Here is a 12,295-nt window from a genome sequence, read left to right as displayed (position 1 = left end):
AATCCGCAGCCATTGTGCCATGCGCCCGTTAGCTCGATGCTACGCTTGATAGAATATTAAGCTATAAGCTAGTGCTGTCTTGATATAAGTCATGCAGCTGTGGCAGCCCGATGAACCGTTCATGCGTGCCATTCTGCGCGCAGGCAAACGCGCCGGCGATGGCGCCGCAGCGCATGGCAGTGTCCAGGCCTGCATCACCCAGCCAGGCGTGCAGGAAGGCGGCGACAAACGAATCGCCCGCGCCATTCGTGTCCACCACGGGCAACTTCAGGCCTGCCGCCGGAGTGTGCCGCACGGACGCGCTGCCCCGTTCCAGCACATACGCGCCCTGCGCGCCGGCCATGGCGATCACGGCCTGTGCGCGGCCTTCCGCGACTATCGTGCGCATGACGGATTCCGTGCGCTCGGCCAGCGCGGCCGTGCTGAGGAAGACCAGGTCGGCCCGCAGCGCGAACATCTTGTGGTGCGGGTTGATGCCATCCCAGTCGTGCAAATCGGTCGACACCGTGGTGCCGCACACTTGCGCGTCGTCAAACAGCGCCGCCACCCAGCCCATGATGGAAAAGTGCGCATGGCGGGCCGGGCCCAGGTAGGGCAGGTAGAAATTGGGCGGCATGCGCACGTCTTCCGGGTGGCGGCCGTCGTACAGCGACAGTCTGCGTCCTTGCGGGTCGACCAGGTTGACGCTGCGCCGCGTGCCGGACGGTTCGACGATGTGTGAAAAATCGAGCTTTGCCGCTTTGTAACGCTGCAGGATGGCCGCGCCTTGCGCATCGTCGCCGATGAAGTCGATGAACTTGCAGCGCAAGCCCAGCGCATGGCAGCCGAGCGCCACGCCATTGCCAGTGTGCGCCACGTAGTCGTGGATGGGTGGCACGTGTACGGAATCGGCGACGGGCAATTGCAGGTCGGGGACGCGCACGATGGTGTCGATGCCGGCGCCGCCGACTACTAAGACGTCATAGGTACTCATGGTGCAGCGTTCTCCAGCAGGACGGTGCCGGCCGCGTTCACGGCGACGGCGCCATCTTTGACGATATAGGTTTGATGCGTATAGGCGTCGCGCAACAGGGCGCCGTCGGCGAAAACGCCGTGTATCTTCAACGTGATGATCCCCTGCGCCTCGGGCACGGCGATGATGGCGTCATCCTGCGCCACGCGGGCAAACGCATACGGTTTCTCGTCGATCAGGCGATGCTCGCCGCGCGCCAGGGCAGGGTGGCGCAAACGGAACTGGCCCAGCTTGCGCGCATGCGCCAGGGTGGCAGCGTCCAGCGAGTCCCAGTTCATGTCGGAGCGGGTGGCCTGCTGTTCGTCGCCGATGGGTGCCGCGCCAGGCTGGCGGCCGCTTTCATCGCCGTAGAACAGCTGCACGCCACCGGGTGCCAGCAGCAGGGCGGACAATCCATGTTTCAGCTCCTTGCGCGGGAACAGGCTGGTATCGTGCGAAGAGATATACGACAGGATGTCGTAGCGGGGCTCCTTGCCAATGCGCTTGCCCAGCAAGCCCGCGTACTGGCGGTAGACGCCATCGATGCTTTTCCAGTCGCCGCCGGCGCGGTGTTGAAAGTCGAAATTGATCATCGAGTCGAAGCCCGCGTCATGCCAGCTGCTGCGCTCTGGACCATGGCCCCACGCTTCTCCCGTCATCCAGAACGGGGCATCGTCGATTTTCTGTTCGGGATGGCGCGTTTTCCAGTCCTTCAATGCTTCCGTGGCGGCAGCGCGCAGGGCCAGCCAGCTGGCCGGCTCCACGTGCTTGACGGTGTCCGCCCTGAAACCGTCGACGCCGAATTCGCGCACCCAGTCGGCCAGCCAATGGACCAGGTAAGCGCGCACGGTGGTGTCGGGCAGGGCGACGGCGCGCGTGTCGGACTTGCGCTGCAGGATAGGCGGCAAGCCCACGGCCTTGCCGCTTTCCGTGCGAAAGTCGGGCAGGAAGGCCAGCTGCATGGTGAAATCATCCTGGCCGCCGTCGGAATAGCCGGGCAAGCCCGCGCGCACCCAGTCCGGGCCCCACCACTGCTTGAATTCGAAGTTGTTGTAGTCGATGAAGCTATGATAGTCGCGCAGGGTGGCTTTTTCATGGCCGGGCCACAGCACGGGCACCTTGTACTGTGCCAGGGTGCGCAAGTCCGCGTAGCCGGGATGGTTCAGCACCACGTCGAACAGCACGCGGATGCCCTGCGCGTGGGCCGTGTTGATCATCTCGCGCAGTTCTTCGCGCGTGCCCATGTTGGCGTCCATGGTGGTGTAGTCGAGTGCCCAGTAGCCGTGGTAGGCGTAGTGCTGGAATTGCTGCTTGCCGCCCACTACCCAGCCGTGGATCTGTTCATACGGCGCCGTGATCCACAAGGCGTTGACGCCCAGGTCTTGAAAATATCCGGTTTTCAGCTGCTGCGTGATGCCGGCGATGTCGCCGCCGTGAAAGCTGCCCACATCGCCGCCTTGCGGGTCGGCCGCGCGGCCATAACTATGGTCGTTGCCTGGATTGCCGTTGGCGTAGCGATCTGTCACGGCAAAGTAGACGATGGGGTTGTCCGCGAAACTGCCCGCCTGCGCCGGTGCGCAGAAGAGCAAAGCGGCAAGGGCGGTCAGCACGGTCTTCATGTCAGCCCTTCACGCCGCCAGCCGTCAGGCCGGAGATCATCCACTTCTGCGCCAGCAGGAACACGGCCGTGATGGGCAAGCCGGACAAGATGGCCGCCGCGGCGAAGTCGCCCCACAGGTATTTTTGCTCGTACAGGAACAGTTTCGAGCCGACCGCCAGGGTCAGGTTGTTCTGTTCATGCAGCAGCACGGAAGCGATCGGATACTCGATGATGGCGCCGATGAACGACAGCAGGAATACCACCATGAGGATGGGCACCGTCATCGGCAGAAGCACGTAGACAAACGCTTGCCACTGCGTGGCGCCATCGACCTTGGCCGCTTCTTCGATCTCGATGGGGATGGTTTGATAGTATCCCTTGATGGTCCAGATATGCAGGGCGATGCCGCCCGTGTAAGCCAGCACCAGGCTGCCGTGGTGGTCGATGCCCAGCCATGGCACGTAGCTGCCCAGCACATCGAAGATGGCGTAGATGGCCACCAGGGCCAGCACGGCGGGGAACATTTGCAGCAGCATCAGCGCGGACAGGGTTTGCGACTTGAAGCGGAACTGCATGCGCGCGAATGCATACGCACAGGTGGTCGACAGCAGCACGGTGACGGTGGCGCTCATGCTGGCCACCTTGATGGAATTCCACAGCCACAGCAGCACGGGAAAGTCCGGCTCGACCAGGGTGCCGTTGGGCGCCTGGTAAGACATGCCCAGCGCCAATCGCCAGTGCTCGAAGCTGATCTCGGGCGGTATCAAACTGCCCGAAGCGAAGTTGCCGGGCCGCAGGGAGATCGACAGAATCATCAGGAAGGGAAACATCACCAGCGCGATCAGCGCGATCACGGCGACATGGGCCGCCAGGATGCGCCAGCGGTTGGAACGGTCGACAACGATAGCCATGAACTGTCCTTTATGCTTTGTTCATGCGCGTCAGGCGCATGTTGACCAGCGAAATCGCGGCCACGAGGAAGAAAATCAGGGTCGAGATGGCAGCGGCCAGGCCAAAGTTCTGGCCGGAATCCTCGAACGCGATGCGGTAGGTGTAGGACACCAGCAAGTCCGTCGTGCCGGCCGGCAGCGTCGTGTCGAGGAAATCGGGACGCCCGCCCGTCAGCAAGCTGATCAGCACGAAGTTGTTGAAATTGAAACCAAGGCTGGCCACCATCAGCGGCGTGAGCGGCTTGATGATCAACGGCAAAGTGATCTTGAAGAAATTCGTCAGCGGTCCCGCGCCGGCCAGGGCCGACGCTTCGTACAGGTCCGACGGGATCGCCTTGATCAGGCCCATGCACACCACCATCATGTAGGGGTAGCCGAGCCAGGTGTTGACGATCAGGATCATGGCCTTGGCCAGCGTGGTGTCGGAGAACCAGGCGGGCTTGATGCCGAAGAGCGCATCGAGCACCAGGTTGATTTCGCCAAAGTTATTGTTGAACAAGCCCTTGAAGACGAGGATGGAAATGAATCCGGGCACGGCATACGGCAGGAACAGCAGGGTGCGGTACAGGCCGCGGAAGCGCAGCGCATCCCAGTTCAGCAGCACGGCCAGCGCCATGCCCAGGCCCGTCGTGGTGGCCACGCTGATCAGGGCGAAGACGATGGTCCAGACGAAAATGCGCAGGAAGGGGCCGCGAAACGCTTCGTCGGAGAAAATCTTCACGAAGTTGGCGAAACCGACGTTGACCTTGAAGCCCGGTTCCAGTTTCGTGCCGTCCGGCATTTCATAAAATCCCGTCTTGAAATTCGGTGTCACGAGTTCGCCCGTGGCGATCTTCTTCAGCGTCTTGTCGGGGAGTTGCTTGTAGACATGCGCAACGGGGCCGAATTCACGCAAGCCCACCATGCGCAGCTCGATCCTGTTAGGCAGGATGAGTGTCAGCAGCTTCAAATCCTTTTGCAGGGCGATGATGTCCTTGATGGGTAGCGGCGGGGTCAGCACGGGTGCCTGCACGGGATCCGGCGGCGCCACCTCCACGTTCAGGGGGACGGCGCGCTTCAGGGCCAGCGGCTGTGTCAGCAGCACTTCGCCCGTGTCCGGGCTTTCCAGGCGCAAGCGGTATTCTTTATTGTCAGGATGCACTGTCAGCGCGTAGCCCGTGCTTTCCACGCGCTGCGTCTCGTCGAGCAAATATTGCGTGGCCCGCTCGTAGGTGAGCAGGTTGCGCGAACTGAAATTGGTAAAGCCGATCGACACCGTGTACACCATCGGCAGCAGTACGAAGACGATGACTGCCGTGATGCCGGGAAACAGGTAACGGTAGGCATAGGCGCGCGGCGACGTGAAGACAAACGTCGTCAGGGTCAGCAAGCCGAGGAAAATGGCGGCCAGCATGGTCTGGCCGGAAATGTACAACATGAAGAGCAGATACAGACCCAGCGCCATGCTGATGGTCAATACCGTAGGGCCGATAAACTTGCGCACGATGGATACCTGTGAAGATGGAATGATACGAGGTGGCGTAGGTCGGATTAGCGCTTGCGCGTAATCCGACAACACTGTTGGCTGCTGGTGTCGGATTACGGCCCTTCGGGCCTAATCCGACCTACGCCTTGACCTGCTTAATTGGCGGTCGTAATCCGCTTCGCCGCCGCATCCAGGCCATCCTTGGTGGTCTGGCGGCCTTGCGTGATGTTTTCCAGCGCCGATTGCATCGACGACCAGAAGCGGCCCATTTCCGGGTTGTTCGGCATCGGGCGGCCCGCTTGGGCGCTTTCCATCGTCGCCTGGATGTTCGGATTGGCTTTCAATTCCGCGAACAGCACTTTGTTGGCTGGCGTGCCCAGCGGGACGTCGGCGTTGATGGTTTTCAGGCCATTGAGCTGCAGCATCTGGTTTTCCAGGAATTCCGTCGCCAGGTCCTTGTTCGGGCTCGCCTTGGAAATCATTGCGCCCAGCACGCCCACGAATGGGGTGGCCGTCTTGCCTGCCACGGTAGGAATCGTTGCCACGCCGTAATTGATCTTCGATTTGCGCGCGTTGTCCCACGACCATGGGCCGTTGATCATCATGGCGATCTTGCCCTGGTTAAAGCCGGCTTCCATTTCCGCGTAGCCCGCGCCCTTCGGCATGGCGCCACTGTTGATCAAGGTCATCAGCGCATTCACGCCAGCTTGCGAACCGGCATTGTTGACACCCGTCTTGGCCGCATCGTAGCGCCCATCAGCCTTGACTTCAAAGGGGAAACCGCCGCCCGCGCCCAGCAAAGGCCAGGTGAAATAGGTATTCGTGTAATCCCACAGGATGGCTTTCTTGCCTTGCGCAGACAGTTTTTTGTCCAGCGCGGCGATTTCCTCGAAGGTTTTTGGCGGCGTCGGCACCAGGTCCTTGTTGTAGACGAGGGCCACGGCTTCGATGGAGATCGGGTAGCCCCAGGTCTTGCCGCTAACGGTGAAGGCGTTCCAGGCCAGCGGCAGGATGGCGGCGCGCGCTTCCTTGCTTGGCGTCACTGGTTGCAGCAAGCCGGCGTCAATCCAGCCGCCGATACGGTCATGCGGCCAGATCCAGATGTCCGGGCCCTTGCCGGCGGCCGCCGCCTGCTGGAATTTGTTCGGTGCATCTTCCGGGTGCTCGACGACGACCTTGATGCCCGTCTTCTTGGTGAATTCTTCGCCGACCTTGGCCAGGCCCTTGTAGCCCTTGTCGCCATTGATCCAGATCAAGAGGGTACCTGCTTCGGCCGCGTGCGCCATGCTGACGGCGGCCAGGTTGCCGATGCCGGCCAGGGCGGCGGCGATCAGGGTGGTTTTGATGAAGCTGCGTTTCGGGTGTGTGAAGGACATGTCAATCTCCAGTGTCTTTTTTTATGTGAAGTATCAAGGCTGAAACGATGCAACCAGGCCAGGCGGCGCCTGTAGCGCCTGGCCCCTTAAATTCGGAATCAGTTACGGGTCTGGCCGTGCTCGTCGAACACGTGGACGCGGGCGGGCGCCACTTGCAGCGCCACGGACTGGCCGATGGCCCAGTCAGTGTCTGCATCGGCGCGCACCACCAGCGGCTCGTCGCCGCCCGGCACCTGCACATACAGATAGCTGATGTCGCCCAGTTTTTCCACCGCCTGCACGCTGGCCGTGATGGCGGCCGCGGCGCCGGGCGCGCACGCCTGCACGTGTTCAGGGCGGGCGCCGATGGTGACGGGGGTGCCGCTTGCCAGCGGCTGCTGGAGTGCCGCCTGCAGCAAGCCGCCTGCATTCGTGGCAATGGTGGCCACGCCGTCTGCGTAGCTGTGGATCTTGCCTTTGAGGAAGTTCATGCGGGGCGAACCGAGGAAGCCGGCCACGAACAGGTTGGCGGGATGGTGGTATAGCTCCAGCGGTGCGCCCACTTGTTCGATGCGGCCCGCGTTGAGCACGACGATGCGGTCGGCCAGGGTCATCGCTTCGACCTGATCATGCGTGACGTAAATCATGGTTGAGCGCAATTCGCGGTGCAAATTCGCCAGTTCGATGCGCATCTGCACGCGCAGCGAGGCGTCGAGATTCGACAGCGGTTCGTCGAACAGGAAGACGTCGGGTTTGCGGACGATGGCGCGGCCGATGGCCACGCGCTGGCGCTGGCCGCCTGACAAGTCTTTTGGCTTGCGTTCCAGCAAAGGTTCGATGCGCAGGATTTGCGCGGCGCGCTGCACGGCGTCAGCAATTTGTACCTTACTCATGCCGGCCAGTTTCAGGCCAAAGGCCATGTTTTGCGCCACGCTCATGTGCGGATACAGGGCGTAGCTCTGGAATACCATGGCGATGCCGCGTTTGGCGGGCGGCACGTCGTTCATGCGCGTCTTGCCAATATACAAGTCGCCGCCGCTGATTTCTTCCAGGCCGCAGATGCTGCGCAGCAAGGTGGACTTGCCGCAGCCCGACGGTCCCACGAACACCATGAATTCGCCGTCGGCGATCTCCAGGTCGATGCCGTGCAGGGTTTGCACGTCGCCGTATGCCTTTTTCAGGCCTGTTAACTTCAGTCCAGCCATGTCGTCCTCGTTCTCTCAATTTGGCCCCGCTGATGCGCGGGGCTCGTTATTGTAAATGGCGGCATGGCCGCCAAAGCCTGCGATTTACGCCAAGGTGCCGAACCAGCCGCCATGCGGAGGCAGACTGATCTGTTGGTCAACTTTGCTGCCCGGTAAGCCATGACCGGCCAGGTCGGCCGCTGGCGCCGCATCGGGCCAGGTGAACGTCACGGCTTCCGTGCCCAGGTTGAAGGCGGCTAATACAGCAGGTTGGCCGGGCAAGTCGCGGCGCAGGGCCAGCACGGGTTCCGGCGCATCGAAGAAAACGATGTCGCCACGCAGCAATTGCGGCAGGGTGCGGCGCCAGGCGAGGATGTTCTGCGCAAACTGCAAAGGCGAGGCGGCGTCGCGCTCTTCGACATCAACGGCACGCGCAAGATGCTCGGGTGGCACGGGCAGCCAGGGTTTTGCATTGCTGAAGCCGCCGTGCGGCGCGTCGGCCACCCACGGCATCGGCGTGCGGCAGCCGTCGCGGCCCTTGAACTGGGGCCAGAACGGGATGCCGTACGGGTCCTGCAGCGCCTCGAAAGGAATGTCCGCTTCCGTCAGGGCCAGCTCGTCGCCCTGGTATAGGCACGGTGTGCCTTTCAGCGCCGCCTGCACGGCCAGCACCACCTTGGCCAGAGATGGCGATGGATTCTCGCCGCCCCAGCGCGTCATGACGCGCACGCTGTCGTGGTTGCCTACGGACCAGGAAGCCCAGCCGTCGGTCACTTTGGCTTCGAATTCTTCCACCTGCGTGCGGATGTGCGCGGCTGAAAACTCCGCCGTCAGCAAGTTGAAACTGTAAGCCATATGCAGCTTGTCGCCGCCCGTGGTGTAGGCGGCCATGGTGTCCAGCGCATTGTCGTCGCCCACTTCGCCGATGGAAATGGCTTGATATTCGTCAAGCACGGCGCGCACGCGCTGCAGGTAGGCGATGTTTTCCGGCTGCGTCTTGTCATACACGTGCGCTTGCATGCCATACGGGTTGATGGCCGACACGCTGCTCGCGTCGCGCTGCGCGGCTGGCGGATTATCGCGCAGCAACTGGTCGTGATATGGGAAGTTGCAGGAATCGAAGCGGAAGCCATCGACGCCGCGTTCCAGCCAGAACCGCAGGTTATCCAGCTGGGCCTGCTGAACGGCCGGATTGTGGAAATTCAGGTCGGGCTGGCTGGTGAGGAAATCGTGCAGGTAGTACTGGCCGCGGCGCGGCTCCCATTGCCAGGCGGAACCGCCAAACACGGACAGCCAGTTGTTTGGCGCCGTGCCGTCCGGTTTCTGGTCGGCCCACACATACCAGTCGGCCTTGGCATTGTCGCGGCTGGAGCGGCTTTCCACGAACCACGGGTGAAGGTCGGACGAGTGCGACAGCACCTGGTCGATCATCACTTTCAAGCCCAGTTCATGGGCGCGCGCCACCAGACGGTCGAAATCGGCCAGGCTGCCAAACATGGGGTCGACGTCGCAGAAGTCGGCCACGTCGTAGCCGAAGTCTTTCATCGGCGACGTAAAGAAGGGCGAGATCCACACGATGTCGGCGCCCAGGGCGGCGATGTATGCGAGTTTGGAGGTGATGCCGGGCAAGTCGCCGATGCCGTCGCCATTGCTGTCGAGGAAGCTGCGTGGATATACCTGGTAGATGACGGCGCTGCGCCACCAGTCGGCGGGCAGGTTGGCGAGATTGTTCTGGATGGTCGGCATGAATGATTTCTTAAAAGTTGCCTGTAGCCGTGGCTATCAGGACGGCGCTGCTGGTTGGTAGGCGAACGTCTTATTTTAAAATTCAAAGCGCTTTGGGTATGAAATGAGTATAGTTCAAAGCGCTTTGAAAAGTAAAGCGATACACGCACCAGACATACGATTTTTTTATGAGGGTAATTCAGGACGGCGAGGCGGGAGAGCCGGGGTCAGACCCGCCGGGGGATTGCGTCCCAGTGGGACGCAATCCGATCACGCAGTGACTGACCCCGGTATTTTACGGCTTGTGCGGCGAGAGGCTGAATCAGGAGGGTATTGCGGGTCCGGCCGACTCGCCCGGCAGCAGCTCGCACGGCCACAGTTCCTGCAGTTCGGTGACGGGCGTGCCGTCCATCAGGGCCAGCAGCATGTGGATCATCTTCGCGCCGGCGCCACGCGGGTCGGGCTGCACGACGGTGGTGACGTTGTGGCCGGCCAGGGAGTCTTCCATCACGCCCCAGACGATCAGGGACATCTCGCTGCCGATGGCGATGCCCGCGTCGAGCAGGGCGCGCACCGCGCCCACGCCCGACATGTGATTGTCGACGATGACGGCAGTAGGGCGGGGCGAGCGGGCCAGCAGGCGCTGCATGGCCTGGTAGCCGGCGCGGCGGTCGTGCGCATTGTCGACCAGGTTGTCCGGGTCGACGGCAAGGCCGCCCGCCTGCATGGCGTGCTGGAAACTCTCGACGCGCTGGCGCACGAAGTTCAGGTCCGGCGTGGCGCTGATCAGGCCGATGCGCTGGTGGCCCAGCTGTGCCAGGCGTTCGACGGCCAGGCGCATGCCCGCCTCATTGTCGTAGTCGAACCAGGCGTGCGGCTGGTTCAGCTGCGTGCGGCCATGGGCGACAAAGGGCATGCCCTGCTGCGCCAGGTAGGCGATGCGCTCGTCGAACGGTTTTGTCCGTCCGACCACCAGTCCGTCGATGCGGCGTCCCTTGACCATACGTTCATAGGTGTGGAATTCATTGGTGGCCGACGCGGGCGCGATCATCATGTCCATCTGCTGCGCTTCCAGCGCTTCCGACATGCCGCCCACGATCTCGATGAACATGGGGTCAGCCAGGTCGTTCGGCATCAGCGGGTAGATGATGCCGACGATATTCGTGCGCCCGACGGCCAGGCTGCGCGCCATGGGATTGGGACGGTAGCCGGCCGCCTGCGCGGCGGCCAGCACCCGCTCGCGCGTGCGTTCACTCACTTCCGGATAGCCATTCAAGGCGCGGCTGACGGTGGTTTCGGATATTCCTAGCGTTTTGGCGAGATTTTTGAGGTTCATGGATGCTGCAGTCGGGGGCTATCTTGAGTGGGTCTTGCCGCTGCCGGCGTCCTGCCTGTGGGCGGGAGCGGTGCAGTGCAATGCGATTAGGGGTAGTTTATCTGATAAATGCCGGAATGATCAGGGTCATGACCAGCGGCGGCAGCGCCCAAAAAAATACGCGGGCAAACCCAGGGGCGCCCGCGCTAAAAGAGGATACTGCTGAATCACTACATTGAAGCTGCCGGCCATCGCGTGCAGCGGCGAAATGGTGGGTCCGGGTAAAGCATGCCCCCAGGAAGGCGGGCGGTGTTGCTGCCAGTGGCTGGCGCCTTGCGGCATCAGCCAGTGTTGGATGCTCTTACCACCAGGATTCCACTTGGAAACCCATGGAGCTGCCGTTTGTTTTTCCACCAAACACGCCCGTCGACGACAGCGCGGTTTCCGCTGCGGCGGCAGACTGGGCTGCCTTGTTCCATTTGGCGTAGGTGTAGAAGGCGCGCAGCACAGGGCGCGACCAGAAGCTGTTGCCAGCCGACAATTGCGGCGCGAAGGTCAGCTTGGTCAGGTTGCGGCTCTCGCCACCTTCCGGCTTGACGATGTCGTGGCCCAGTTCCACGGCAAGACTGTAGTTGTCCGTGAAGTGGTAGATGGGACGCGCGCCGATCGAGGTCCATTTGCTGCTGACGCCGGCCGTTTGCTTGTCTTCGTAGACGAAGGTGCCCATGCCCGACCAGGAACCTTTGGGCTGAATCATGATTTGTTCCGTCAGGCGCGTGACCTTGTCGTCCTTGTCGGCGCCCAGGCTGAAGCCGCCCGTGTTGGCGGCGCTACCTTTGCCGAACTGCAATGCTACTTTGTTGAAGCCGCCCAGCAGATTGCCTTGCGTATGCATGATGGTCAACAAGTGGCCGCTGGCGATGGGGGCCGCGCCTTGTGCATTGCGTTTCTGATTGAATTGCAGGCCCAGCGTCAGTTCACCGTCCGGGTTGACCTTGATGCCGGAAAAGCGCAAGTCGTGGGACAGGCCCATGCGCTTGCTGTCCTTGTCGTCGGCCGTGCGTACGATGGCGTAGGCCAGCTTGGCGGCGCCCAGGTCGATGTTTTCCAGGCCGGCGCCAGGGCCGCTGTTGTTCCAGAAGTAGTAATCGGTGATGTGCACGTCCTGGCGGTCGTAGTAGCGCTTGCCGACCCAGGCGCGCGCTTCGGCGAAGGCGCCCGTGCCGATCTTGTCAGCCACCACGTTCATTTCACGCCACGACGGGTCCGATTGTTCCCAGTCCTGGTTCTGGTTGACGGAAAACGCCACCAGGGTATTGATGCGGAAGGTGGTGCCGTTGGCTGCCTTGAACGCTTCGCCGCCGAATTTCAGCTCGCCGTAGGTTTCGCACTCATTGCCCAGACGATACTTGGACGAGGCGCCGGCCAGGCCGAAACAGGCTTCCTTGCCGCCTTCGCTGCTGGTGCCGAAGCCCGAGCGGATGTAGCCGCCGAAGTCGATCGGCAAGGCAGCCTGGGCCGATGCGCTCAAGGCCATGAGCACTGCCGCTGGCAACGCTTTCAAGAAAATTTTGTTCATTGTGTCTCCAGGTTTTTTATAGGTGTGGGATCGGCGCGCATCATTTTGCACAACCAAAGCGCTTTAACTATATTTCAAAGCGCTTTGAGTATAGTTCAAAGCGCTTTGATAAGTAAACTCGTTTTATTCTT

General features: G+C 61.9%; 9 protein-coding genes. All 9 read right to left on the bottom strand.

Annotated features, from left to right (window positions below; genetic code table 11):
• Positions 1-61: 61 nt before the first annotated feature.
• Complete coding sequence (locus tag C8C89_RS21580; RefSeq protein WP_101480612.1) at positions 62-973, bottom strand: PfkB family carbohydrate kinase; 912 nt, start codon at positions 971-973, stop codon at positions 62-64.
• Positions 970-2,610: an alpha-amylase family glycosyl hydrolase gene (locus C8C89_RS21575; RefSeq protein ID WP_133992462.1), complete on the bottom strand. Its 1,641-nt coding sequence runs from the start codon at positions 2,608-2,610 to the stop codon at positions 970-972. The genes C8C89_RS21580 and C8C89_RS21575 overlap by 4 nt, the downstream gene beginning before the upstream one ends.
• A 1-nt stretch (position 2,611) precedes the next feature.
• On the bottom strand, positions 2,612-3,502 hold the full coding sequence (gene malG / locus C8C89_RS21570) for a maltose ABC transporter permease MalG (protein WP_077402472.1): 891 nt from the start codon (positions 3,500-3,502) through the stop codon (positions 2,612-2,614).
• Between the two features lie 10 nt (positions 3,503-3,512).
• Positions 3,513-5,024 carry a maltose ABC transporter permease MalF gene (malF, locus tag C8C89_RS21565; protein ID WP_133992460.1) on the bottom strand — a complete coding sequence of 504 codons (1,512 nt, stop codon included), beginning with the start codon at positions 5,022-5,024 and terminating at the stop codon, positions 3,513-3,515.
• Between the two features lie 137 nt (positions 5,025-5,161).
• Positions 5,162-6,382 (bottom strand): maltose/maltodextrin ABC transporter substrate-binding protein MalE, encoded by a 1,221-nt coding sequence (gene malE, locus C8C89_RS21560; protein ID WP_180338408.1) that lies wholly within the window; start codon positions 6,380-6,382, stop codon positions 5,162-5,164.
• Between the two features lie 98 nt (positions 6,383-6,480).
• A complete protein-coding gene (gene ugpC, locus C8C89_RS21555; protein WP_101480615.1) occupies positions 6,481-7,566 on the bottom strand; it encodes a sn-glycerol-3-phosphate ABC transporter ATP-binding protein UgpC in 1,086 nt (361 codons plus the stop codon).
• Between the two features lie 84 nt (positions 7,567-7,650).
• A complete protein-coding gene (locus tag C8C89_RS21550) occupies positions 7,651-9,291 on the bottom strand; it encodes an alpha-amylase family glycosyl hydrolase (protein ID WP_133992458.1) in 1,641 nt (546 codons plus the stop codon).
• Between the two features lie 301 nt (positions 9,292-9,592).
• Entirely contained in the window at positions 9,593-10,606 is a 1,014-nt protein-coding gene (locus C8C89_RS21545) for a substrate-binding domain-containing protein (RefSeq protein ID WP_101480617.1), read from the bottom strand.
• 340 nt (positions 10,607-10,946) lie between these two features.
• Positions 10,947-12,164, bottom strand: a complete 1,218-nt coding sequence (locus C8C89_RS21540) for a carbohydrate porin (protein ID WP_101480618.1) — start codon at positions 12,162-12,164, stop codon at positions 10,947-10,949.
• Positions 12,165-12,295 lie beyond the last annotated feature (131 nt).

The sequence above is a fragment of the Janthinobacterium sp. 75 genome (assembly GCF_004365495.1).
Taxonomy (GTDB): domain Bacteria; phylum Pseudomonadota; class Gammaproteobacteria; order Burkholderiales; family Burkholderiaceae_D; genus Janthinobacterium.
This window is presented reverse-complemented; position numbering and strand designations above follow the sequence as displayed.